Below are 23,680 nucleotides of genomic sequence, written 5' to 3' on the forward strand. Positions count from 1 at the left end.
ACGACCTACTTGCCGAAGCCGGCGAAGGCCGCCCGGATGACGCCGTCGGGGTAGACCTGCAGGCCCTGGATCTGCTTGCTGACGGCGGTCAGGTTGCGCTGCCGGTAGAGGTAGATCAGGGCGTCGTCCTGCTGCAGCAGGGTGACCGCCTGCCCGTACAGCTTCCGGCGCTGCTCGATGTCACCGGCCTGGCGGGCCTGGGTCAGCAGGGTGTCGAGCTGCGGGTTGCTGTAGCCGGCGACGTTCTGGCTGGCGCCGGTGCCGACGAAGTTGGTGATGTTGGCGTCCGGGTCGATCCGGCCGCTCCACCCCAGTTGCAGCAGCTCGAAGTTGCCGCGGTCCTGCTCGTCGAGGAGCGACGAGTACTCCACCGGGTTGATCTTCAGGTCGAAGCCGCCGTCCTTGACCATGGACTGCAACGCCTGGGCGAGGCGCAGCGTGTCGGGGGTGTTCGAGGCGAGCATCGTCACCGTGTACGGGGTCTGCACGCCGGCCTCGGCCAGCAACTGCTTGGCCTTGGCGGGGTCGTGCGCCGGGCAGGTCTGCGCCTCGGGCGACGAGAACGTGCTCGCGGGCGAGATCGGAGAGCAGGCGGCGGCGTGCAGACCGTTGAAGACCGCGTCGACCAGGGCCTTACGGTCGATGGCGTGCTCGAAGGCCTGCCGAACCTTGGCGTTCTGCGCGAGGGGGCGGTTGATGGGCTTGGGGGCGGTGCCGATGCCGTCGACGTTGCCGACGTTGATGGTCATGCCCTGGTATCCGAGGGACTGCGACTGGAGGACGGAGACCGCCGCGTCCTGCCGGAGCGAGGCGACGTCCTGGGTGGAGACGGAATCGGCCACCTGCGCGTCGCCGGAGCGCAGGTTGGCGGCGCGGATGCTCGCGTCGGTGAGGATTCGCCACGAGATGGTGTCCAGGTGGACCTTGCTGGCGTCGTAGTAGTTGGGGTCCCGGACGACCTCGATGGAGTTCTGTGGCACCCGCTTCGCGAACTTGAAGGGGCCGACGCAGACCGGTGCCGAGGCGAAGTCGTCGCCGAGGCTCTGCAACGCCTGCGCACTCATGATCATGCCGGCCCGGTCGGCGAGGGCGCCGACCAGCGGCGCGAACGGTTGCTTCAGCCGCAGGACGACGGTCTGCGGGTCCGGGGTGTCGATGCCGTCGATGGGGCCGAGTTCGCTCTTGCGCGCCGACCGGGCGTTGGTGAGGTGCCGTTGCAGGGTGGCCTTCACGGCAGCGGAGTCGAACACCGTCCCGTCCGCGAAGCGCACGCCGGACCGCAGCGGAATGGTCACCGTGCGGCCGTCGTCGCTCGTGGTGGGCAGGGCCGTCGCGAGCTGCGGTACGACCTGCGCCTGCTCGTCGACGTCGTAGAGCTTCTGGCACATCGCCTGGAAGACGTAGCGGGAGTAGAGGCTTCTCGACAGCGTCGGGTCCAGCGCGTCGGGCTCGGCGGAGAGGGCGATGACCAGCTTGCCGCCCTGCTTGACGGCGGCCGGGTCCGCGGGCGTACCGAAGGAATCCTGGCCTGCCGACTGGTCGCCGCCGGACGGGTCGCCGCCGCCGTTGTCCGACACCGGTGAGCAGGCGACGACCGCGCAGACGACGGCAGCCGCCGCAACGGCGGCCCGGAGCACCCGACGGCGGGGCAGGTTCGTTTCGCGGGGGGAGAGGTTCGTCATGGAGAGCTCCTCGAGTGGGCGATTCGGGGAGCGTATGTTGTATACGATGACCGCCGCAAGACCTCCTCGGGTGCTTACCGGGCACCCAGAGTGAGCGCCGGACGAGCCCGGCCGGTGATCAGCTCGCGGGCCGAGCCCGGCCGCCCCTCGCCAGGCTGAGCAGGACAACCAGGGCGAGCACCGCCACCACCGCGCTGAAGATCTCGCCCGCGGGGCGCAGACCGATCGTCCGGATCAGCACGCCGACCCCGACGGCGGGCACCCCGAGCATGGCGAACAGGATGGCGAAGAAGGTCGACACCGCCTCGGCCTGGTGCCGCGGTTCGGTCCGCATCGTGATCGTCGCGATGCCGTCGCCGACCGCCACCCCGGACGCGACCCCGACGAGCACCGCGCTGACGAGCAGCGTCGCCAGCGACGCCATCCACATGCTGAACCCGAGCAGGCCAGCCCCCACGACCAGGCCGACGCAGGCGCTGCCCAGCGCGGCGGTCGAGGACAGCACGCGGGTCAGCAGCTGACCGAACGCCGCGCCGGCGAACGCCACGAAGACCACCAGCGCGGCCAGGGTGTGTGAGGTCTCGTGCAGGACCATGCCGAGGAACAGCCCACTCACCGACGTGAGCACCCCGAGCGCGGCGAAACCCGCGCCAGCGGTGATCGCCGAGCGGACGAAGTCGCCGCGAATGGCCGCCGGCACGTGCAACCGCTGCACCCGCAGCGTCACCGGCGAACGCTCCCGCATCGTCTCCGGCACCCCGATCATCGCGAGGAACGCGATCACCGCCAGCACCAGCACGATGGCCCAGGGCAACCGGAGCGGCTCGGGCGCCACGTCCGACACGATCCCGGACAGCAGGGTGCCGGTGGCCAGGCCACCCAGGTTCGCGAAGATCGACACGGTGGCGGCACGCTTCGGGTGCCGGGGGCTGATCAGCTCTGCCAGCGCGGCGGTCGCCGCTCCGATGACCAGGGCGGCGGAGAGACCGGCGATGATCCGGCCCACGATGATCATCGCCAGGTCCACGGCGGTCAGGAACACGGCGTCGGCGACGACGGAGAGGAACAGCGCGATGAGGATGACCGGGCGTCGGCCGATCTGATCGGAGAGCCGACCGAAGACCAGCAGCCCGACGACGACTCCCAGCGCGTACAACGCGTAGACCACCGTCACGGTCAACGACGAGAACCCGAACTCCATCTCGTAGAGCGGGTAGAGCGGCGTCGGCACGGTGGTGCCCACGAGCGTGATCCAGAACGCGAACGCGACCCGCACCGCGCCGGACGTGGAACCGGACCGTGTCACTCGTACAGCATGGGTCCCGGTTCCGCGCCGGGCGCGGTATCGGGCCTAAACGCCCCCATCAGGTGGCCCGCTCGGGCCACGGTGGGAAGCGGCCCGCACCGCGCCGCCCCCCACCGCGTACTCCTAGGAGTTGTACGCCTGGGCGGTCACCGTGACCTGGCGGGCGACGCCCGAGCGCGCCGGCCAGGAGATCCGCACCTCACGGGTCTCCCCCGGCAGCAACCAGAAGTAGTTGTCGTCGTAGCGGGCCGGCAGGACCCGCTCACCGCGCTGGTCACGCACGGCGAGCCGGACCAACGCGGCGACCGTACGGCCCTGGTTGCGGACCGTCGTGGTGACGGTGTTGCGCCCGTCCACGACCCGTACGGTGCTCGACGACGTCGACAGTCGGGTGCTCGGCACGTTGTTGAGTGCCCACCTGGTCGAAGCTGACCGGAGCGCCGAGATTGACCTGGATCCACTGGTTGTCCTCGGCCTCGGAGGCCCGTGGACCGATGTTTCCCGCGAGTCAAGAGTTCGCGTCCATCGTGGTTCCACGAACACGTCCCGCAGTTGCCGTCGCCGGTTCCCGGCGCAGCGCCACCGGTCAGACGGGGGTGCGGGCGGGCCTGCGCCGCCCGCACCCCGGCCGGTCACTCCGGGTACGAGGGCCCCGGCTCGGTCCGCAGCATCCGCTTGAGCATGCGGTTCGCCGCCCGCATCTCGTCGGTGATCAGATGGGTCCGCACCGTTCCCTTACCGGTCAGCTTGCCGCCCACCTCGAACACCTCCGTCTCGCCCGGCAGCGGCACCGCCTGGCAACCCGTGTACGTCTCCGAGGGAAGGCGACCGTCGAGCAGGAAGGCGTACACCGGGTCGTCCACGCACGGCGTGTAGTACGGGAAGACGCCATGACTGCCCTCGTTGTCGACGCTGATCATCGACGCGCCGGGAAGCTTCTTCGACGCCGCCAACGCACCTTCGTACGCCGTGGCGACATCGAGCTCGTCCTGGAGCATCAGCACCTTCGGGAAGGTCTTCCGGTCGAACGTCGGCATCCGGTTGCTCGTCGGCCAGTACGCGCAGGCCGGCGGGTTCTGCAGGTACGGCGCGACCAGCGGAGCGTCCCGGGTCAGTCGCCGACTGAACGCGTTCCAGTACCCGACACTGTCGTTCCACTGCCCGTCCTGGCAGCGGATCACCTCGAAGACGTAGTCGATGTCGTAGGTGTACTCGTCCGTGCCCTGGGCCAGCAGTGACCGGTCACGCTGCGTCTTCAGCGCCGCCTGGGCGCTGACCCGCGACTGCTCGATGTACGCCCGGTCGTCGGCGGTGATCCCCGGGGCGACGAGCATCTTCGCGGTGGCCGCGGTGAGAATCTGCTCGGGCGTCCAGCCGTTCCACTCCTCGTAGTACTGGATCACCGTGTTGACCGCCGCCGCCGCGGTCGGGTAGTTCTGGGTGTCGTAGAGCGCGCCGAGGATGAACCAGCCGAACATGAACGGCCCCATGCCGATGCGCGTGCCACCGGCCCGCTCGAACATCTCCCGGATCTTCATCGGGTCGGTGCCCCGGCCGTACAGATCGTCGTGGCGGGCCATGTACGGCAACAACTGCTCCTGGAACGCCCGGTCGCGGGTGAACGGCTGCAGGTCCCAGGTCTCCTGCAGGGTGCGCGAGCCGACCGCGGCCACCGAGTCGAGCACCATCCGGTCGGTGCGGCTCCCGAACGTCGCCGCATACCAGGTGCCCAGCCAGGTGCCGTACGAGTAGCCGAGGTAGTTGAGCTTCCGCTCGCCCAGCAGCACCCGGATGAAGTCCATGTCGTAGGTGGTCTGCTCGGTGGTGATGTACTTCGTCAGCTCGGTGCTACGGCAGCCGGCCACGTTGGCCCGGGTGATCAGGTCGTTGGTGTTGTCGGTGTCGCGGTAGGTGACCGTACAGAGCAGCGGGGTGCTCTGCCCGACACCACGCGGGTCGAACCCGATCACGTCGTAGTGCTCGGCGAGAGCGGGCGCGGACCGCGCCACGTACGGCGCCAGCGACAGGCCGCTGCCGCCGGGGCCACCCGGGTTGACCAGCAGGATGCCCTTGCGGTCACTACCGGAGGCGACAGTGCGGCTGATCCGGACCTGGATCGTCTTGCCGTCACCGGGGTTGTGCCAGTCACGCGGCACCGTGACCGTCGCGCAGGTCAGCCGCAACTGCGCCTCGTCCTCGGCGCTGACATCGGGCAACCCGCACGGCTCCCAGGCGAGCCGTTGACTGGCGAGCGTCGCGGCCAGGGCCGCGGTGTCCGGCTCGGCCGCCTTCGCCGCGGCGGCCGGGGTGCCGGCCGTAGCGCTGCTCAGGACGGCCGCGACCAGTGTCGCGGCGAGGATGGCGGCCGGCCGGCGCACCCGACGTGGGTGACGCGAGCTGGTCGTGAGGTGGGGCATCGTCCCGTCCTCTCGTGGAGCGGTTGATCGAGTGGCTCCACCCTGGACCAGGAGTGTTTCGCGGCGACGGTCTCCCGTTGACGAAGACCGGCCATGGCAGGATTCGGCCAGTCACAACCAGCCGCGGCGGCTGGCCTGCACCCCGAGCTGGAACCGGCTGCGCGCGCCGAGCAGTTCCTGCAGGCGACTGACCCGCCGGTGCACGGTCCGGTTGCTGACGCCGAGGTCGCGGGCGATGGCCTCGTCGGTGAGGCCCGCGGTGAGCAGGGCGAGCAGCCGCTGGGTGGCGGCCGTCGGCTCGGCGTCCGGCTGAGCGGCGTCGGTGCTGGCGTGGATCGGCGCGCCCAGTCGCCAGAACACCTCGAACAGCTCGGCGAGCCCGTCGAGCAGCCGGGAGCGGTGCACCAGCAACGCGTCGGTGTCCTCCCCGCTGCCACGCGGCAGGATGACGAGGCCACGGTCACTGTCGGTCAGCATCATCTTCAGCGGCAGCTCCGGGAAGACCCGCGCCTGCTCACCGGCCGCGACCGCGGCGCGTACCGCAGCCAGCATCGACTCGTCGTGCAGCAGTTCCCCCTCGTATACGCAGCGATAGCGCAGGCCGCGACGCAGCCCGTCGTACTGGACCTCTTCCGGCACCCGGGTTGTGTCGCGCAGGTACGGCCCGCGCTCCAGACCGCGTACCTCGGAGCGGGCACCGGCCTGGAGCTGACGGAACAGCTCGCGGACAGCGTGCTTGCCCTCGACGACCTCGACGAATGCGGCACCGGTGCCGTGGACCGCGCTGTACAGACCGGACAGCGCTTCCGCGGCGGCACGGGCCCGGGCGGCCTCCATCTCGCGCTGGGCGGCCCAGCTCTCGAGGGCGGTTCGCGGTGGCCGCAGGTGCAGTACACCGGCCGTGTCGCGGTGCACCGCCCCGCTACTCAGCAACCCGGCGAGCGCGCGGGCGGCCCGTGGCGACGCGGTGGACAGGAACTCCCGCTGCGGCACGGGTGCCACCCGCAGCAGGTCGCGGTAGACGTCCGCGATGTCCGAGGTGATTGGGAGCGATCCCAAGTCGAGGGCCACGGAGGCCACGCCGGGAGGCTCGGTTGGCATGCCGGGGATCGTAGAACGCGAGGCTGGCGGCGGCTCAACGGGGCCGGACGCCGCCTGCCGCTGCCGCTGGTCGTGATCGGAATCGGCGTCGGCGTCGGCGTCGGCGTCGGCGTCGGCGTCGGCGTCGGCGTCTGAATCGAAATCGGAGTCGGTCAGGACATCGCGATTCTCGCCGTCGCATACACCCGTGCCAACTCCGCCACCGACCCGACGACGGGGCTCCAGGGCTCCGCGACCCCGCGGCCCCGCGGTTCCGGGGTTCTGGGCCTCGCGGTTCCGGGGTTCCGGGGTTCCCGGGGTTCCCGGGACTCCGGGACCCCGGGACCCCGGAGCCCTGCGGCTCCGCGGCCCTGCGGCTCCCGGGCGACAGGCTTAGCCGTTGCCTTTGGAGCTGATGTCACAAACGATTCAGGCCACCGACACCAACTGGCCGGCGATGCCGCAAACGATTCAGCTCCAAAGGCAACGACCACCACCATCCCCTCGGTCCACGGCTCGGCCCAGAAGCTGCCCACCCACACGACAGCGCCCGCGCAGCCGCCGATACACCCGAAGGCCCGCCAGCGACTCAGCCATCGATCCGCTGGCGCCACGAGCCACGAGCGCCGAGCCATGAGCGCCGGGCACCGAGCACCGGACACCGGACACCGAGCACCGAGCGCTGGGCGCTGGGCGCTGGGCGCCAAGCACCGGACACCGAGCACCGACCGGGCGACGAGCACCGGGCACCAGGCACCAGGCACCAGGCACCAGGCGAGGAGTCCATCCGTACCCGTCGACCACCTGGCCGGGTGACGACCAGCGCCCGCGCGGTCAGCTCGCCTGGCCGCCCGCGCGGTGCCCGGGATCGCGAGGGCGGTACTCGGGGCGGAGCTTCGCGCTCGCGAACGCCGCCTTCACCGCCGCAGAGAGGGCCGCGATGTCGTACGCGCCGTGGTGTCTACGGCCATTGATGAAGAAGGTCGGGGTGCCGGTGACACCGCTGAGGTCGGCGGAGTCGACGTCCTCGGCGATCCGGTCCGCGCCCACCCGCTTCACCATGTGTTCCCGGAACCCGTCCAGGTCCAGGCCGAGCTGTTCGGCGTAGCCGAGCACGTCGGCGGGGTTGAGCGCGTCCTGGTGGGCGAGCAGCAGGTCGTGCATCTCCCAGAACGCGCCCTGCTCCCCCGCCGCCTCGGCGGCCTCGGCGGCGAGTTGCGCATGGGGGTGGACATCGGTGAGCGGCAGGTGCCGCCAGACGTACCGGACGTTGGCGAAATCCGCCAACAGCTCTCGGACCACCGGCTCGGCCTGACCGCAGTAGGGGCACTCGAAGTCGCCGTACTCCACCACCGTCACCGGCGCGTCAAGCGACCCGCGCAGGTGGTCGCGGTTCGGATCGACCGGCGGCATCAGGTCGACGATCCCCTCGGTGACGCCCAGCAGCGCGCGTGAGCGCCGCGCCGGCGAGAGCCTCCCGACGGCGCGGAACACCAGCCAGGTGACGAGGGACGCGCCAAACGTCGCCACGATGATGCCGAACTTCGCCTCGTCCAGTGCCGGGCCGTGCAGGGCATGGGTGGCGATCAGGAGCGCGACGGTGAACCCGATGCCGGAAACCGTGCCGACCCCCACGACGGCGATCCAGCCGACGGGTGGCCGGAACCGGTTGCCGCTGAGCCGGGCCACCAGCCACGCGGTGAGCACGATCCCGGCCGGCTTGCCGACGACGTACGCCACCACGACTCCGAGCGTGACCGGGGAGGTCACCGCCCTGGTCAGCAGCTCGCCGTCGATCACGATGCCGACGTTGGCCAACGCGAAGAGTGGCACGATCAGGTAGCTCGCCCACGGGTGGTACAGCGTCTGGAGCCGCTCGTTCGGCGACAGCGCCGAGGTGAGCCCGGCCCGGGCCGTCCGCGCCAGTTGCGGGGTGGGCTGTTCCCGGAAGAGCCGGAACTGGTCGCTGGCCCGCTGCAGGTCGCTGCGGCCGGGGGCGTACGCGTAGGTCAGCAACCCCATCACCAGGCCCACCGCGACCGGATCGACACCGGACATCGAGACGGCGAGCCAGGCCGCCACCCCCAACAGCCCGTAGACCGGCCCGAACCGCACACCCCAGGCCCGGACGAGCAGCACCACGCCGAAGATCGCCGCCGCGACGACCAGCGCCGTCAGCGAGGGATGGTGCGGGTACGCGATGGCCAGCACCGCGATCGCCACCACATCGTCGACGACGGCGACGGTCAGCAGGAAACCCCGCAGCCGTTCCGAGAAGCGCGGCCCGAAGACGGCCAGCGCGCCGAGCGCGAGCGCCGTGTCGGTGGCCATCACCGCACCCCAGCCCGCCATGGTGGTCTGCCCGGCGTTGATCACGAGATAGATCGCGATCGGCACGAGCATGCCGCCGACCCCGACCAGGACTGGCAACGCCAGGCGACGCCGCTCCCGCAACTCGCCGATGTCGAACTCGCGGCGCAGCTCCAACCCGGCGACCAGGAAGAAGAGCGTCATCAGGCCACTGTTGATCCAGGTACGCAGGTCGTGCGACACGTTCCAGCCGCCGAGCTGGAACGAGAGGGAGGTGCTCCAGACCGACTCGTACGACGACAGATGCAGATTCGCCCAGCCGAGGGCGATCACCGCGGCGATCAACACCACCCGCGCGCCGCCGGTCTCGGTACGCAGGAACGCGCGCAGCGGAGCGTTGAACCGCCCCTCCCAGGCCGTGCGGCTGGTCCAGCCCCGGCGCATGTTGTCGCTCGTCACGCGGACAATCTTCGCCGACCTGACCGTCACGCGGTTCGGATTGCTACTCCTCCCCGGCGAAGACGACCGCCCGGCGCTGGCGAATCGTCGGGAGGATGGCGACGACGAGCGCGACGAGGGCCAGGACCAGGAGCGCCGCGGAGATCGGGCGGGTCAGGAAGACCGACGGGTCGCCGCGGGAGATGATGAGCGCGCGCCGCAGGTTCTCCTCGAGCAGCGGGCCCAGGACGAAGCCGAGCAGCAGGGGCGCCGGCTCACACCCGCACTTGATCAGGATGTAGCCCAGGATCCCGAAGAACGCGATCGCGTAGACGTCGTACGCGTTGAAGCTCAGTGAGTAGGTGCCGATCGCGGCGAACAGGATGATCATCGGAAAGAGCACCTGGTACGGGATGCGCAGCATGCGCACCCAGAGGCCGATCAGTGGCAGGTTCAGCAGCAACAGGAGCACGTTGCCGATCCACATCGACGCGATCAGGCCCCAGAACAGCGCCGGCTCGTCGTTGATGACGTTCGGTCCGGGGGTGATGCCGTGGACGATGAACGCACCGATCATCAGCGCCATCACCGGGTGGGCGGGCAGACCCAGGATGAGCAGCGGGATGAACGACGTCTGCGCGGCGGCGTTGTTCGCCGACTCGGGGCCGGCGACACCCTCGATCGCGCCCCGCCCGAACTCCTGCGGTCGCTTCGAGATCCGCTTCTCCACGGCGTACGAGGTGAAGGAGGCCAGCACGTGACCGCCGCCGGGCAGCACACCGAGCGCGGCGCCGAGACCGGTGCCCCGCAGGATCGGGGCGACGATGCGACGCCGGTCCTCGCGGGTCGGCCAGAGGTCGGTCACCCGGCTGACGATCGCCGTACGGGTCTGCTCGTTCTCCAGGTTGCGCAGGATCTCGGCCACCCCGAACAGGCCCACGGCGACCGACACGAAGTCGATGCCGCCGTACAGCTCGCGCTGCTCGAAGACGAAGCGCGGCGTGCCGGTGTAGAGGTCCTGGCCGACTGTGCCGAGCAGCACGCCGAGCGCGATCATCGCCAGTGCCTTGAGCGCCGCGCCCCGGGCCAGCGCGATCGACACGATCAGACCGAACAGCACGAGCGAGAAGTAGTCGGCCGGGCCGAACCTCAACGCCACACTGGCCAGGGGCGGGGCCGCGGCGGCCAGCACCACGGTGGCGGCCGTACCGGCGACGAAAGACCCGATCGCCGCGGCCGCCAGGGCCGGGCCGGCCCGGCCCTGGCGGGCCATCTCGTGCCCGTCCAGCGCGGTGACCGCCGCGGACGACTCACCGGGCAGGTTGATCAGGATGGCGGTCGTCGACCCGCCGTACTGTGCCCCGTAGTAGATCCCGGCCAGCATGATCAACGCCGTGACCGGCTCGAAGCTGAACGTGATCGGCAGCAGCATCGCCACCGTCGCCGTCGGCCCGATGCCGGGCAGCACGCCGACCGCCGTCCCGAGCAGCACTCCCACGAAGCAGTAGAGGACGTTCTGGACCAGCAGGGCCGTCGAGAAGCCCAACGCGAGGTTGTCGAGGAGTTCCATGCCTCAATCCGGATGGCGCGTCAGAACCCCAGCCACGGGCCCCACAGCGGGATCCGCAGCTGAAGTCCGACGACGAAGATGAGCGTGCTGGCCACGGTCAGACCGGCGGCCACGGCCACCGCGGTGAGCAGTCGTACGCGGGCGCTGGCCAGCGTGGTGAGCAGTGCGGTCACCGCCGTCGTCGGCACGAACCCGAGGCGCCGGATGGTGACCCCGAAGAACAGGACCGCGAGCACGATGGCGGCGACCGCCCGCCACGGGATCGGCCCGAACGAGATCACCTCACCGGCGATCAGCCCCTTGCCGGCGATCGCCAGGCCCAGCGCGACAACGGCCGCGCCGACCAGCAGCGGGAAGGCGCCCGCGCCCATCCGCGTCGGGGTGCCCAACTCGTAGCCGAGCGCCCCCACCACGAATGCGCCACCGATCAGGACGAAGACGCCCCCGGCGAGAACGTCCGGGAACGACCGACGGCGCTCCATCTCAGGAGACCTTGACCCCGGAGTCGGCGATGATCTTCGCCCAGGTGCCGAGCTGCTCGTCGAGCTTCGCCCGGTGTGCCTCCGCTGTCGCGTCCTGGGCCGGGACCGGCGCGGTGCCGAGTTTGGCCATCTGGTCAATGACCGCCTGGTCGGCCAGCGCCACCTTCAGCGCCTCGGACAGCTTCTGGACGATCTCCTTGGGCGTGTCGGCCGGCACGTAGAGACCGTGCCAGACGCTGACCTTCAGCTGCGGCAGCCCCGCCTCGGCCGTGGTGGGCAGGTCGGGCAGGCTCTTCACCCGCTCGGGCGTGGTCACCGCGTACGCCTTCACCTTCCCCGCGGCGATCTGACCGCTGGTGTTGGTGGTCTGGTCGCACATGAAGTCGACCTGGCCGCCGACGAGGTCGGTCAGCGCGGGGCCGGTGCCCTGGTACGGGACTTCCTGGAGTTTCACACCGGTGGTGGTCTGGAACAGCAGACCGCACAGGTGCGAGGCCGCGCCGATGCCCGCGTTGGCCAGCGTGACCTTGTTCGCGTTCGCCTTCACGTACGTCACCAGGTCCTGGAGTGTCGCGGGGGCGAAGTCCTTGCGGGCGACGATCGTCATCGGCACCTCGGTCACCAGCCCGACCGTCTCGAAGTCCTCCAGAGGCCGGTAGCCCAGGCTCTTGTACAGGGCGGGCGCGGTCGACATGCCGATGTGGTGCATGAGCACGGTGTAGCCGTCCGGCTTGGCCCGCGCCACCTCACCGGCGCCGACCGTGCCACCGGCACCCTCGACGTTCTGGACGACGATCTTGCCACCGAGCTTCGCGGCCATCGGCTCGGCGATCATGCGGGTGACCGTGTCCGTCGGGCCGCCGGCGCTGAACGGCACGACGATCGTGATGTTGTCGTCCGGGTAGCTCGCCGCGTCGCCGCCACCGGCGGCGCCCCCGTTGCCGGAACAGGCGGCGGCGAGCGAGACGACACCGATCGCGGCGATCATTCGCGCGGTGGCCCGGTACCTGCTGGTCGTTCGCATACGACGGCCTCCCATCAGCGCATGGACATTCCTCGGTGCGTTGGTGGACCCAGTCTCGGCTGGTCGGGGCCGGGATGGTGTCAGAAAAATCCCAAGAAGCGGGGCGGCACGAGCATCGACCTGGGCCGTACAATCCGCTGCTATGCGGATAACCGTCATCGAGGATGACGACCGCGTGGCGAGGGGTCTGGTGACCGTCCTGACCCAGGCGGGCTTCGAGGTCCACCGCGTCGCGACCGCCGCGGCGGCCGGGCGTGCGGCGCCGTCCGACGTGGTCCTCGTCGATCTGGGTCTTCCCGACGGCGACGGGCTCGACCTGATCCGCAAGCTGCGGGACCACCCACAGACGGCCGTGATCGCGGTGACCGCGCGATCCGAGGAGCACGAGCGGGTCCGTGGCCTGCGCGCCGGTGCCGACGACTACATCGTCAAACCGTTCGGCATCCCGGAGTTGCTCGCCCGGATCGACGCCGTCCTGCGGCGTACCCGGGCCGCTCGCGCCCTCGGTCAGTCGGACGAACCGCTCGTCCTCGGCCCGATACGGATCGGCGTCGGCACCCACGAGGTCACCGTCGGCGGCACCCTCGTGTCGTTGACCCGCAAGGAGTTCGAGCTGCTTCTGCTGCTGGCCCGGCGGGCGCCCAACGTGGTCAGCCGTGACGTCATCCTCGACCAGATCTGGGGCGCGAGCTGGGAGTCGTCCAGCCGCACCCTGGACACCCACATCGCGGCGCTACGGCACAAGCTGGGGCCGGACGTGGTCATCCGGACGGTCCACGGCGTCGGCTATCGGCTGCTGGCCGACCAGCCGGAGCTGATCGGTTGACCCGCCGTGCACCGCCGGCTGCTCGTCGTCCTGGTCCCCCTCGCGGTGCTGCTCGTCGCGGCGCTCGGGCTGCCGCTCAGCGTCACCGTGGCCGAACGGGAGATGCAGGAGACGTACGTCAATCGGCTCAACGACGTCGGCCGGTTCGCCTCGCTGGCCGAGACCGCCCTGTCGACCGGCCGTACCGAGGCGCTGCAGCAGGAGTTGACGCGCTACCACGAGCTCTACGACATCCCGGTCGCGCTGATCGACACGTCGGGCGCGGTGCTGCTCGGGCCGGCCGAGGCGTACGAGGAAGCGGCGCGCGTTGAGGCGGCACTGCCCCGGATCGTGACCGCGGCGCTTGCCGGCGCGCGGTCCGAACCGTCCGGGGAGTGGGCGCCGTGGGACGACGCCGCCCTCGTCGTGGCCGAGCCGGTGGGCCGGGACAGTGAGGTCGTCGGCGCCGTCGTGACGATCTCCGACCTGGCCAAGACGCGCGAGCTCATCCTCGTCCGCTGGGCCCGGCTGGCCGGGCTCGGCCTGCTGCCGCTGCTCGCGCTGACGGCCGTCGCCTGGCCGGTGTCCGCGTGGGTGCTGCGGCCGGTGCGGAAACTGGACGCCGCGACCTCGCGGATCTCCGCGGGCGACCTGACCATCCGCGCCGACGCCGAGGCCGGCCCCATCGAGCTGCGGCGGCTGGCGCAGTCGTTCAACACCATGATGGACGCCGTCGAGAACGCCGCGCAGCGACAGCGCGCCTTCGTCTCCGACGCGTCGCACCAGTTACGCAACCCGTTGACCAGCCTCCGGCTCGCGGTGGAGAGCCTCGCACCCCACCTGCGGCCCGACGGCGACGGGCAGCAGGTGTACGACGTCGCCGTCGACGAATTGAAGGCGATGCAGCGGCTGCTGAGCTCGCTCCAGGCCAGCGCGCGGATAACGAGCATGCGGACGGCGTCGCCGGTGGACCTCGACGAGGTGCTGGCGACCCGAGTGGACCGGTGGCGGGCGCTCACGGCCACGGCCGGGCAGACGCTGGCGGTCGACGTACCCCCGGGGTTGTGGTTGCTGGAACCACCGGGCGGCCTGGGCAGCATCCTCGACGAGCTGATCAGCAACGCGTTGCGGCTGTCCGACGCGCAGGCCGTGGAGGTGACCGCACGGGTCGTACCCGGTGGTGCGGGCACCGTCACGCTCGCCGTTCGCGACGACGGCCAGGGAATCGACGGGTCCGAGCGGGCCCAGGCGTTGCGACGGTTCTGGCGGTCGCCTCGGCACCAGAACGTGTCCGGGACCGGCCTGGGCCTGGCCATCTGCGCCGACCTGGTCGGGGCGGCCGGGGGTGAGCTGCGGCTGGAGGAGGGCCTGCCGCGTCCGGACGGGTCCGGGCACGGGCTCGCCGCGGTGGTGGTGTTGCCGGTCGCTCCCCGGGTGGCCTCACCGTCCGACGCTTCCGCATCGACGCCGGTCTGACGGCGGGTCGCGGGCGTCAGCGCTTGCGGTCGCGGAACCAGGCCGCCGCGCCCGGATGGAGTGGGACCGATGCAGTGGAGATCCCGGTCCGCACGTTGATCTGCCACGCCTCCGGAAGGGTCCCGGCATCGTCGCGGTCAGCGGAGGTGATCGCCCCGGTGTGCCGGAAGACCGTGTCGGTGATGGCGTAGACCAGGTCGTCGGGCAGGTCGTCGCGCGCAAGCAGCACGTTCGGCACCGCGACGGTGCGGGTGGCCGGAACGCCGGCGTAGGCGGCCGCGTGGATCGTCGCCGGAGCGTACGGACCCGGGTACGCCGTGAAGAGCCCGCCGGCCTGCGCGTCCAACGGGATCATCCGGATCGGGTGCCGCTGCGCCAACTCGGTGATGGCGGGGGTCGGGACGCCGGTCAGCGAGAACATCGCGTCGATCGTGCCGTCGCGCAGGGCCGCCGCCGACTCGGCCTGACTGAGATTCCGGCCGACGGCGCGCACCGGGCCGAGCTGCAGCACCCGCCGCGAGGTGAACTCGGTGCCCGAGTCGTGCGCACCGAGCGACACGCGCTTGCCCGCAAGGTCGCGAAACTCGTCGATCGCCGAACCGGCCATGACCACAAGATGCAGGTGGCTGTCGTAGAGCCGGCAGATCGCCGAGAGGCCGGCGGGCGCGCTGCCGTCGCTGGTGATCAGCGCGTCCAGGCTCGTCAGCCCCAGGTGCACCGCACCAGCCCGCAGCATTCGAATGTTGTCGGTGGACGCGCCGCTCGGCACGGTACTCACCGTCGCACCCGGCACCCGCGCCGAGATGTGCTCGGCCAACGCACCGCCGATCCGCCGGTAGACCGCCCCCGCCGGCCCGGTCGCCAGCCGCAGGTGAACCTCGTCCGCCTCGGGCCGCCGCGAACAACCCACCAGCAGCCCGCCGGTGGCCAGCAACACCGCCCGCCGACTGAACCGCGTCATGCCGAGATGATACGGACGCCCCGCCCCGCCCCGCCCCACCGCGCCGATCTTGCAGTTTCGGTCGTCGAGATGCCGGATTCTGACTCCTTTGTCGCGACAGTAAGTGCAAGATCGCGCGGAGCGGGCGGGCCCGTTGTGACCACCCTGAGGGGCATGCACGCAGCGCCACCGGTTGGTAGCGTGCCGGTGATGTCGCTGGTTGCCGCCGGCGGCGCTCCCCTGGGGAGGGTCGGCATGTGGGCGGATGACGCTGCGCTCGACGCGGCGGAGCGCCGGCTCGACGAGTGGGAAACGTCGCTCGCAGAGCGGGCGGAACGAGCGAAAACGCTATCGGCGACGACGCGGAACCTGACCGGCACCGCCCGCAACGCCGACCGGACGGTCGAGGTCAGCGTCGACTCGGCCGGCCTGCTGATCGACCTGCAACTCGACGAGCGCATCCGGCAACAGCCCGCAGCGCGCACCGCGCGGCAGATCCTGGAGACCACCACTGCCGCGCGCGCCGACCTGCTCCGAAAGGTCAGCGACGCAACCACGGAGGCATTGGGCGACGACGCGAGCGCGCAGGCCATCATCGACTCGTACCGCAGCCGGCTTCTCCCCGACCAGGGGTCGAACGATGCCCGCCGGTGACGGCATCCAGGTCGACCCGGACGACCTGACCGCCCATGCCGCGCGCCTCGACCGCTGCGCCGGCAGCCTCGACACCGCCCACCAGGCAGGCCGGCACGTCCGGTTGGGCGCGGACGCCTACGGGCAGCTCTGCGCGATGATGCCGGTGCTGCTCGACGGCTTACAGCAGGCCCTGGTCGACGGCATCGGCACCGCCGCCACGTCGGTACGGGACACCGCCGGCAAGCTGCGGGTCGGCGCCGACCGCTACCGCAGCTCCGACGCCCACGCCAAGAACCTGCTCGACGGGGTGCGGCAGCACCGGCCCGACGGGGTGCGGCAGCGTCCGTGACGTCGAACCCACTCGTCGCCGCCGCAGCGGACACCCCGCCCAGCGCCTGGGCGGGAGTGTGGATCTGCGAGGACATCGACCTCATCGCGCAGGGCGTCCGCAACGGCAGTTGGATCGACGGCAGCCTCGGCGTCGTGAGCGCCGGCCTGGACGCCCTCGCCCTGGTCTCCGACCCGGTCGGCGCCCTGCTCCAGTACGGGATCGCCTGGCTCATCGAACACGTCAAGCCGCTCAGCGAGGCGCTGAACTGGCTCGCCGGCGACCCCGCGCAGATCACCGCACACGCCCAGACCTGGCGCAACGTCGCCGGGTCACTGCGCGACGACGCCGCCGAACTGGCTCGCGCCGTCCGCACCGACGTCGTTGGCTGGGGAGGCAGCGCCGGCCCCGCCTACCGGGCCTGGGCCAACGAACAACACCAGGCCATCACCGGCCTCGCCCAGGGCGCCGACACCCTGGCCGCGATCACCGAAGGCGCCGCCGGCCTGGTAGCGGCCGTCCGGCTCCTGGTCCGCGACGCCATCGCCACCTGCGTGTCCCGCATCATCGTATACGCGGGTGAACTCCTCATCACCGGCGGGCTGGCCGCGCCGCTGGTCGTGGAGCAGGTGACGACCCTGGTCGCGTCTTGGGGGGCGCGGATCGCGCGGCTGCTACGCGGGCTGCTGGCGAGTCTGCGGCGGCTGATCCCGGAGGTACGCCGGCTCGGCGACCTCATCGAGAAACTCAAGCAAGTCCTGGGCCGACTTGGCGACACTCCGCGCGGGCGTCCAGCGAACACAGCAGATGGGGCTCGCGGCGTTCATGGAGGCCACACCACTCGACCTCGTAACCTTGCAGACTACGGAGGGCAGGACCGTTGGGCGGAGGAGGCGTACGAGGCGATCCGCCAGCAGGCCGATGCCGACGTCATAGCTGGCCACGTCGGAGACGCGCCCCGCCTGGACGGTTCCCGAGGTTTCTCTCAGGAGGAGATTGAGCAGATCCGCCGGCACGTCTTCTTCGACGCCCACCCAATGGATGACTATGCGGGCGGAGTCATCCACCAACGATACGATCCGAGCCCGCCCATGGCTGAGGCGTGGCTGCGTTTACGGCGAGGTAGCCCACTGCCCGAGGATTACGCACTCTTGGAGCACGAGTTGGCAGAACTGCAGTACTACCGGACACACCCGCAGGCGGCATACCGGGAAGCCCATCTTGCCGCCAACCAGGTGTCCAATTGGGAGACGTTCATACCCGGGCCGACCTACGAAGACTACTCGGGTATTGGAGGCTAGAACGTGGGGATGATGGTGACCGCACGGCGCGTGGAGGCGGCCGCAGGCGAGGTTCGGTACGAGTTCGGGTTGGATGACAGGTTTGATCGAATCCTCACGATCGATCCGCACACCCTCGACGCCCGTGTCGAAGATGGCGATTTCAACTCAGCTGCGGGTGCGATCGCGTCAAAGATCGTCAAGGCTTGGCGATCGAGCGGTGAGTTTCCGACGAGAATGCTGTTCGCAAGCTGAGCGAATGGCGCCGGTCTCTACGGGCTGCGCAACCGTAGTAGACCGTGCTAAACGTCAGCGGCGCAGGCGGCGGGAGCAGCCGCCGTCGTGGCCGTCGCGCAGGAGGCAGGACACGGATCCTCGGCTACCACTGACGCCACACAGGACCAGGACCAAACCCATGCGTCACCTAGACGTTCGAAGGTTCAACTCGCAACAGGCGGCGCCTATTGGACTGATGCCTGGTCCACGAGTATTCACTGTGGGGAAGTAATGGCTGGTCTCATCGTCCTGAAACCTGGCGTCGACTGGATCGCGACCGGAGGGTTGTTCGACTGGACGCTGGAGTTCCTGATCTCCCGCCTCTCGGACCGGCAGACCACCAATCGCCTGCAGGAGATCGTCGACAACAACCTCGGGTCGTTGTGGATCGACGACTTACCGGCCGCCGTACGGCAGGAGATCGTCAGCCACTGGCGCAACGGTCTCGTGACGGCTGCCAGCAACAACTGCCGGAGACCGATCACCAGTTCCCGAAAGAGGAAGGATGACCAGTTGGCGCTGCACGACGTGGTCGAGCTCCGAGAGGCCCGGCCAAGTGAACAACTGTCTGCGGGTGCAGTGGGAACCGTCGTTGACGTCTTCGAAGGCCCCCCGCCTATTTACGAAGTCGAGTTCACCGACGCCGATGGCCGCACCCTCGCCATGGTCACGCTGCGGGCCGACCAGGTAGTGCGGCGCGATGGCAACCTTTGATGAGTGGCAGACGGCGTACGACGTCGTCTACCGTGCGCTGCCGGCGGCGTCAGATCTCGCCTGCCCGAACTGCGGGCGGCGGACCCTACGGATCGTCTTCACCGCTCAGCCCGCAGCCAACGCCGGGTACGTCTCGTTCTGGTGCGACACCTGCAGGGAGGGGATCCATGTGTGTCGGGCGCCTATTCCAGACGGCGTCACCGTCCGACCGATGGACAAGCCCATCGAGGAACGCCACCCTCACGTTCCTGACTACCGTCTCGTGACCTGACGACGGATCGAGCGGGCGCCAGCGATTCCCGACCGGAGCCGACTGAGTACGCCGGCACCTGCCGCAGATCGAGCAGAGGATCGACGTCATCCGCCGTGACCAACCCGGTACTCACCCTGCTCTTGTTGCCGGTTCGAGGTGTTGGCTGTCGTCAGCCTCTGGCGAGGCGGCCCTCCTGGTCGTAGCGGAGCCGACCGCTGGTCACGGCGACCCGTACCGGAGCAGTCCGCCCCGGGCCGCGACGGGGCCGGCCAGCGTACGCGTCCACGGCTCGGTCAGCCCAACTTCGAGCTGGTCGTCGTCGGCGGTGCGCTGCGCGAAGACGCTGTCGGACATGGGCGTTTCTCCAGGTGGGGAGACCGGGAAGGGCCGGCCTCTCGGTCAACCGACCGGTGGAGAGGGCCCCGGCCGTAAGACGATCTTGGAAGTCGTAGGTCTGAGGCAGGATGTGCGCCATGACGACGCAACACCCGAACACCCAGCGCCTGGTCTACGGCCACGCCACGGCGCACGACTGCCTCGCCTTCGCCGACGCCGGCACCGCGACCGAGGAGGCCGCGGAGATCCGGGCGCTCGCCGCCGCGCAAACCTGGGGCGAGGCACGGCAGGTCCAGATGACCCACCTGTGGAACCCCGCGGGCCCGGAATACCACGAGCCGGAGGACGGGTACGCCGACGACAAGCCCTTCACCATCACCGCGGTGGGTGCGGTCGAGGACGGAACCTGGCCGCCCATGGTCACGGTGCGGGCGTTCACGGTGCTGCCACAGGACCTCCAGGACCGCTACGGCAAGCGCCGGGCCACCGTGCACGACGGCGACTACCTGGAGGTTCCGGTTGCTGGCGAGGGCGAACTGGTGGCCGAGCTGCGCCAACGCGGCTACGAGGTGACCCGCGACGACGAGCTGATCAACCTGCTCGACGGCTTCAGCCTGGGCTCCCTCGCGGGCTGACCCTCGTCGGTTCAGTTAGCGGCGCCGCTGGATCGGACTCCTGCTTACCGAACCAGCGGCGCGCATCCGCTTGGTTTACGGGGGTGCTCACGCAATGGCGAGGGCGGCGGTCAGCAGCGGAAGGTCGTAGGGGGCGACCAGCCGCAGCGGCTTGTCTGTCCTCCGGCCGTTCTCAGTGATGATGAGCGCCGGGCTCAACTGGCCAGCCTGCCTTCCACTGCTCAGCCGTTCGATCGCCTCGACCAAGGTGATCGGCTCGCTTGCCTCCCTCACCGGCGCAGGCGGCGGAAGCAGTCGCCATCGTGGCCGTCGCGCAGGAGACAACGCCGGCCGCCAGGCATCAGCAGGTCACAGAAGACCCGGTGACGGAGGAACTGCTGGTCCTCCTCGGAAACGGTAGTCTCCCCCGGGTCCGCCATGGGCAGCACCAGCATCCATCGGCCGATGACCCGGGCCAGGCGTTGCGCGGCAGGCAGGTCGTTGGCAACGACGGGCAGGTGGACGACGTACCGCTGGCTCATCGGGCCTGGTCCCGCTCGTTGCGGGTGCCGGCGTGGTCGGTCTGCCAGCGACGCAGCCCGGCCTTGATCCGGGCGGTCTCGCGGCGGCTCTCGGCGAGAGCGGCGTAGACGGCGGCCATGTCGACGGCGACCCGGTCGAGGAAGGCGTACACGTCGTCGGGGTTCAGACCGCGACGTCCGAGCCCGACCGGTGCGAAGCGACGCTCACGCACCTGCCACGGCAACAGACTGGTGTACGCGGCGGAGCGGTAGCCAGCGCCACCGCGCGGCGGCTCCGGTCGCTGGTTTCTGGCGTTCATGTCTGCCTGCCTTCCCGCCGCGCAGGGATCTTCGGGGATGCACGGCGGCCGTTCGGGGGGACCGGCCGGCCGCCGTGCTGTGACCAGCCTGCGACAGTCCGCATCGGAAACGCAACGTTCAATACCGCGATTTCCCCGTTGTGCATTGACTTTCTTTGCTGAAACCCGTAGGAGTTGCAGGAGCAGGTCACGCAGTGTTGCGTGTTGGAACCAGGGAGTGTGCGGATGCCCGACGACATTGGATCGACTGTCCCGCGCCGGCAACTCGGCCGGCTGCTGCGGCAGTTCCGCAACGAGGCCGGGGTGACGCTCGACGCCGCCGCCGAAGCCCTCGAATACAGCCGGCAGAAGATCTGGCGCCTCGAATGCGGCCAGGGCTCCGTCCGGGTGCTCGACGTCAAGGCGATGTGCGAGCTGTACGGGGTGTCGCCCGAGATGACCGAGGCGATGCGCGGGCTGGCCGTGGAGACGAAGTCGAAGGGCTGGTGGCACGCGTACGGCGATGCGGTGCCGAACTGGTTCGAGCTGTACGTCGGCCTGGAATCCGCCGCCGCGCACCTCCGTCGTTATGACGAGTCGCTCATCCCTGGGATCCTTCAAACCAAGGAGTACGCCCGCGCGCTCTATCGCCTTGGCGGGATGCTGAACGAGGACGAACGCGAGCGGGCAGTTCAGGTCCGGCTTCAACGGCAGGCATTGCTCTTTCGGCGCCTGCCGGCAGCTCCCAGGGTTGAATGCGTGCTATCTGAGGCGGTGCTTCGGCGTGGTGTTGGCGGCTCGCCCGTCATGACCGAGCAGCTCGCTCACCTCGCCAAGTTGTCCGAGCTACCGAACGTCAGCGTCAGGGTGCTGCCCCTGGCAGCAGGCCCGCAGCCTGGCGCGGTTGCGGGATCCTTCGTGATCCTCGACTTCCCGGCGACAAAGGGCGGTCGTACCGCGCCGGAACCGTCCGTGGTCTACAGCGAGTCGTTGACCGGTGCCTTGTACCTCGACAAGCCCGACGAGTTGGCCGCCTACGAGCGCGTCTGGCGAGGGCTGGATGCGCTGGCCCTCGGCGAGGCAGAATCGACTGACATGATCAAGCAAATCGCTGGGGAGATGCGGCATGACTGACCTGACCGGCGCCGTCTGGCGCAAGAGCACCCGCAGCGGCGACAACGGCGGCGACTGCGTCGAGGTCGCCACCAACCTTTCCCAGGTGGCGGTACGCGATTCCAAAGACCCCGCTGGCCCAAGCCTTCAGTTCAGCCGTCCCGGATGGTCCGCCTTTCTCACGGCGCTGACGAACGGTGCACAACACCGCTGAGGCAGCTGATTCGGACCAGGGATCAGGCGCTCGGGTCGTGGGTCGGGATGATGCGGACCTGGTTCCGGACGGCGTGCAGCCGGTGCAGCGTACGGAAGGCTCCGTCGCGATCGTCGTCGACGAGCCGCCCCGGGTACGGCGCCTTCTGCCGGACGTGTTCGATCTGCAACCCGTGCCAGGCGGCGTCACCCGCGACCAGCACCGGCCCGCTGGCGGTACGGAGCAGGACGCCGGCACTTCCCGGCGTATGCCCGGCCAACTCGACCATGATCACTGACCCGTCGCCGAGCAGGTCGTGACTGCGCTCGAAGGTGAGCACCGGCGGCCCCTCCAGCTCGTAGCTGTCCACCTGGCGGCCCTGCAGGGCAGCGCGGACGCCGCCTGCTGGTGCAGCGTCGCCGGACATCATCCAGTCCCGCTCCCGCTCGCGCACCATCACCGGCAGGCCGGGAAGGTCGAGCAGTCCGCAGACGTGGTCCCAGTGCAGATGGGTGGGGAGCGCGAAGGTGATCGTGTCGGCCGGGATGCCGGCCCGTTCCAGCGCCGTCGTGGTCGGCAACACCTGATAGCGCGGCCGCACCGCCGGCCGCAACGTCCACGGCAGCTCGCCGATCACCCGGTCGCTGACGTCGACACAGACCGACGGGTCGAGCAGCACGGTGACCTCCGGATGCCGGATCACGTACGTGGTCAGGGCGTTGCCGATCCGGCGCGGTTTCCGGACGGCCTCGGCGATCAGTGGCGTCGGCACCGTCCGCACCGTCTGGTCCAATGCGATCAGCTCGACCTCGACATCCCCGCGCGGGATACCGGCGTCGGACAGCCCGGCCAGGAAGTGCCGGTCGATCGGGCGCGGCCGAATCATGCGGTACGGCACCGCAGCCAACGCACCGGCCGCCACCGCAGCCTGACGTACCCCGTGGATCATGAGCTTCTCCCCTACCCTGGCGCACCACGCGCCAGGGGGAGCACCGTAGAAGTTCAGGTCGACCTGAAGTCAATTCCTAAGGAGCCTGCGTGACGACGTGGCGAATCGGAGACGCGGCAGCGTTGGTCGGCGTCCCAACGCATGTGCTGCGGCATTGGGAGGAAGTCGGGGTGCTCGAACCGGCCCGGCTCGCCAACGGACACCGGATCTACGACGACGAGACGATCACGCGGGCGCGTCTGATCCGGCTCTGCCAGCGGGCCGGCATGTCACTGGCCGAAATCGGAGACCTGTATCGCGGCGACGGTCAGCGCCGCGCCGCCTTGGTGCGGGACCGGCGAGACCGGGTCCTCGGCCAGATCCGCCGATTGCAGGCCGCGCAGGAGTTCCTTGACCACGTACTCGCCTGCGCCCACCCGGTGGTGTCGACCTGCCCCGACTGCAGCGGCTTCGCCACCAGGTCGGCATCAGAGACACGACAGTCAGAACCGGATCTCCAGCATTGAGAGAACGGTTCGGGATGCTGTGTCCGATGTGAGCGGGGCGAGAGTGAACGGGCCGACCTCGGGTTCTCACTAAGGGACGTCTCGTAACCCCGGTGTCTGTCTGGTCAGGACGACAGGTCAGGATCCCTGGGT

26 protein-coding genes are annotated in these 23,680 nt (G+C 70.0%); 11 read left to right on the forward strand and 15 right to left on the reverse strand.

The annotated features are described in order from the left end of the window. Positions 1-5: 5 nt before the first annotated feature. The 9 genes from V6U86_RS27705 to V6U86_RS27745 all read right to left on the reverse strand — a co-directional run bounded on the left by V6U86_RS27705 (position 6) and on the right by V6U86_RS27745 (position 12,309). Positions 6-1,682, reverse strand: coding sequence for an ABC transporter substrate-binding protein (locus V6U86_RS27705; RefSeq protein ID WP_334508232.1), 1,677 nt, complete (start codon positions 1,680-1,682; stop codon positions 6-8). A gap of 118 nt (positions 1,683-1,800) precedes the next feature. Then, a complete protein-coding gene (locus V6U86_RS27710; protein ID WP_334508234.1) occupies positions 1,801-2,988 on the reverse strand; it encodes an MFS transporter in 1,188 nt (395 codons plus the stop codon). Between the two features lie 123 nt (positions 2,989-3,111). Next, on the reverse strand, positions 3,112-3,390 hold the full coding sequence (locus tag V6U86_RS27715) for a glycoside hydrolase family 2 protein (RefSeq protein ID WP_334508236.1): 279 nt from the start codon (positions 3,388-3,390) through the stop codon (positions 3,112-3,114). Between the two features lie 230 nt (positions 3,391-3,620). Beyond that, a complete protein-coding gene (locus V6U86_RS27720) occupies positions 3,621-5,405 on the reverse strand; it encodes an alpha/beta hydrolase (protein ID WP_334508239.1) in 1,785 nt (594 codons plus the stop codon). 111 nt (positions 5,406-5,516) lie between these two features. Next, positions 5,517-6,506 carry a LuxR C-terminal-related transcriptional regulator gene (locus V6U86_RS27725; protein WP_334508241.1) on the reverse strand — a complete coding sequence of 330 codons (990 nt, stop codon included), beginning with the start codon at positions 6,504-6,506 and terminating at the stop codon, positions 5,517-5,519. 813 nt (positions 6,507-7,319) lie between these two features. Beyond that, a complete protein-coding gene (locus tag V6U86_RS27730) occupies positions 7,320-9,239 on the reverse strand; it encodes a Na+/H+ antiporter NhaA (RefSeq protein ID WP_442935016.1) in 1,920 nt (639 codons plus the stop codon). 58 nt (positions 9,240-9,297) lie between these two features. Next, entirely contained in the window at positions 9,298-10,803 is a 1,506-nt protein-coding gene (locus tag V6U86_RS27735; protein ID WP_334508246.1) for a tripartite tricarboxylate transporter permease, read from the reverse strand. Between the two features lie 20 nt (positions 10,804-10,823). Continuing rightward, entirely contained in the window at positions 10,824-11,285 is a 462-nt protein-coding gene (locus V6U86_RS27740) for a tripartite tricarboxylate transporter TctB family protein (protein ID WP_334508248.1), read from the reverse strand. 1 nt (position 11,286) lies between these two features. Further along, complete coding sequence (locus V6U86_RS27745) at positions 11,287-12,309, reverse strand: tripartite tricarboxylate transporter substrate-binding protein (RefSeq protein ID WP_334508251.1); 1,023 nt, start codon at positions 12,307-12,309, stop codon at positions 11,287-11,289. A gap of 142 nt (positions 12,310-12,451) precedes the next feature. Between V6U86_RS27745 and V6U86_RS27750 the strand changes: the two genes are divergently transcribed. Further along, entirely contained in the window at positions 12,452-13,135 is a 684-nt protein-coding gene (locus tag V6U86_RS27750) for a response regulator transcription factor (RefSeq protein ID WP_334508253.1), read from the forward strand. Positions 13,136-13,141: 6 nt separating this feature from the next. Next, a complete protein-coding gene (locus V6U86_RS27755; RefSeq protein ID WP_334508255.1) occupies positions 13,142-14,590 on the forward strand; it encodes a sensor histidine kinase in 1,449 nt (482 codons plus the stop codon). A 16-nt stretch (positions 14,591-14,606) separates the two neighbouring features. On the opposite strand, the gene V6U86_RS27760 is transcribed toward V6U86_RS27755, so the two are convergent. Next, positions 14,607-15,551, reverse strand: coding sequence for a TAXI family TRAP transporter solute-binding subunit (locus tag V6U86_RS27760; protein WP_334508257.1), 945 nt, complete (start codon positions 15,549-15,551; stop codon positions 14,607-14,609). A gap of 189 nt (positions 15,552-15,740) precedes the next feature. On the opposite strand from V6U86_RS27760, the gene V6U86_RS27765 reads away from it, so the two are divergent. From V6U86_RS27765 to V6U86_RS27785, 5 genes are all read left to right on the forward strand, one after another. After that, positions 15,741-16,184: a YbaB/EbfC family DNA-binding protein gene (locus tag V6U86_RS27765; protein WP_334508259.1), complete on the forward strand. Its 444-nt coding sequence runs from the start codon at positions 15,741-15,743 to the stop codon at positions 16,182-16,184. After that, positions 16,171-16,515, forward strand: a complete 345-nt coding sequence (locus V6U86_RS27770) for a type VII secretion target (RefSeq protein ID WP_334508261.1) — start codon at positions 16,171-16,173, stop codon at positions 16,513-16,515. The genes V6U86_RS27765 and V6U86_RS27770 overlap by 14 nt, the downstream gene beginning before the upstream one ends. Continuing rightward, positions 16,512-17,795 carry a WXG100 family type VII secretion target gene (locus V6U86_RS27775; RefSeq protein WP_334508263.1) on the forward strand — a complete coding sequence of 428 codons (1,284 nt, stop codon included), beginning with the start codon at positions 16,512-16,514 and terminating at the stop codon, positions 17,793-17,795. Before V6U86_RS27770 ends, V6U86_RS27775 begins: the two co-directional genes overlap by 4 nt. A gap of 9 nt (positions 17,796-17,804) precedes the next feature. Then, entirely contained in the window at positions 17,805-18,029 is a 225-nt protein-coding gene (locus tag V6U86_RS27780) for a hypothetical protein (RefSeq protein ID WP_247675012.1), read from the forward strand. A 252-nt stretch (positions 18,030-18,281) separates the two neighbouring features. After that, on the forward strand, positions 18,282-18,764 hold the full coding sequence (locus V6U86_RS27785; protein WP_334508268.1) for a DUF4926 domain-containing protein: 483 nt from the start codon (positions 18,282-18,284) through the stop codon (positions 18,762-18,764). Positions 18,765-19,236: 472 nt separating this feature from the next. Here the strand turns inward: V6U86_RS27785 and V6U86_RS27790 are convergent, their stop codons facing one another. Next, entirely contained in the window at positions 19,237-19,371 is a 135-nt protein-coding gene (locus tag V6U86_RS27790; RefSeq protein ID WP_334508270.1) for a hypothetical protein, read from the reverse strand. A gap of 119 nt (positions 19,372-19,490) precedes the next feature. Between V6U86_RS27790 and V6U86_RS27795 the strand changes: the two genes are divergently transcribed. Beyond that, positions 19,491-19,988, forward strand: a complete 498-nt coding sequence (locus V6U86_RS27795; protein WP_334508272.1) for a hypothetical protein — start codon at positions 19,491-19,493, stop codon at positions 19,986-19,988. 87 nt (positions 19,989-20,075) lie between these two features. Here the strand turns inward: V6U86_RS27795 and V6U86_RS27800 are convergent, their stop codons facing one another. Genes V6U86_RS27800 through V6U86_RS27810 form a run of 3 tightly spaced genes read right to left on the reverse strand, consistent with a single transcriptional unit; the run spans position 20,076 to position 20,808 of the window. Next, positions 20,076-20,261, reverse strand: coding sequence for a hypothetical protein (locus tag V6U86_RS27800; RefSeq protein ID WP_334508274.1), 186 nt, complete (start codon positions 20,259-20,261; stop codon positions 20,076-20,078). Next, positions 20,258-20,509 carry a hypothetical protein gene (locus V6U86_RS27805; RefSeq protein ID WP_334508276.1) on the reverse strand — a complete coding sequence of 84 codons (252 nt, stop codon included), beginning with the start codon at positions 20,507-20,509 and terminating at the stop codon, positions 20,258-20,260. The genes V6U86_RS27800 and V6U86_RS27805 overlap by 4 nt, the downstream gene beginning before the upstream one ends. Further along, positions 20,506-20,808 (reverse strand): DivIVA domain-containing protein, encoded by a 303-nt coding sequence (locus V6U86_RS27810; RefSeq protein ID WP_334508278.1) that lies wholly within the window; start codon positions 20,806-20,808, stop codon positions 20,506-20,508. Before V6U86_RS27810 ends, V6U86_RS27805 begins: the two co-directional genes overlap by 4 nt. Before the next feature lie 225 nt (positions 20,809-21,033). Between V6U86_RS27810 and V6U86_RS27815 the strand changes: the two genes are divergently transcribed. After that, complete coding sequence (locus V6U86_RS27815; protein WP_334508281.1) at positions 21,034-21,921, forward strand: helix-turn-helix domain-containing protein; 888 nt, start codon at positions 21,034-21,036, stop codon at positions 21,919-21,921. Further along, positions 21,914-22,114 (forward strand): DUF397 domain-containing protein, encoded by a 201-nt coding sequence (locus tag V6U86_RS27820; protein ID WP_334508283.1) that lies wholly within the window; start codon positions 21,914-21,916, stop codon positions 22,112-22,114. Before V6U86_RS27815 ends, V6U86_RS27820 begins: the two co-directional genes overlap by 8 nt. A 22-nt stretch (positions 22,115-22,136) precedes the next feature. Here the strand turns inward: V6U86_RS27820 and V6U86_RS27825 are convergent, their stop codons facing one another. Next, the gene (locus V6U86_RS27825) at positions 22,137-23,042 is read right to left on the reverse strand and encodes an MBL fold metallo-hydrolase (protein WP_334508285.1); all 906 of its coding nucleotides are present in this window, start codon (positions 23,040-23,042) and stop codon (positions 22,137-22,139) included. A gap of 89 nt (positions 23,043-23,131) precedes the next feature. Between V6U86_RS27825 and V6U86_RS27830 the strand changes: the two genes are divergently transcribed. After that, positions 23,132-23,548 (forward strand): MerR family transcriptional regulator, encoded by a 417-nt coding sequence (locus tag V6U86_RS27830; protein ID WP_334508287.1) that lies wholly within the window; start codon positions 23,132-23,134, stop codon positions 23,546-23,548. The last annotated feature ends 132 nt before the right edge of the window (positions 23,549-23,680 follow it).

Origin of the sequence: Micromonospora sp. CPCC 205558 (assembly GCF_036902955.1) — a bacterium.
Taxonomy (GTDB): domain Bacteria; phylum Actinomycetota; class Actinomycetes; order Mycobacteriales; family Micromonosporaceae; genus Micromonospora.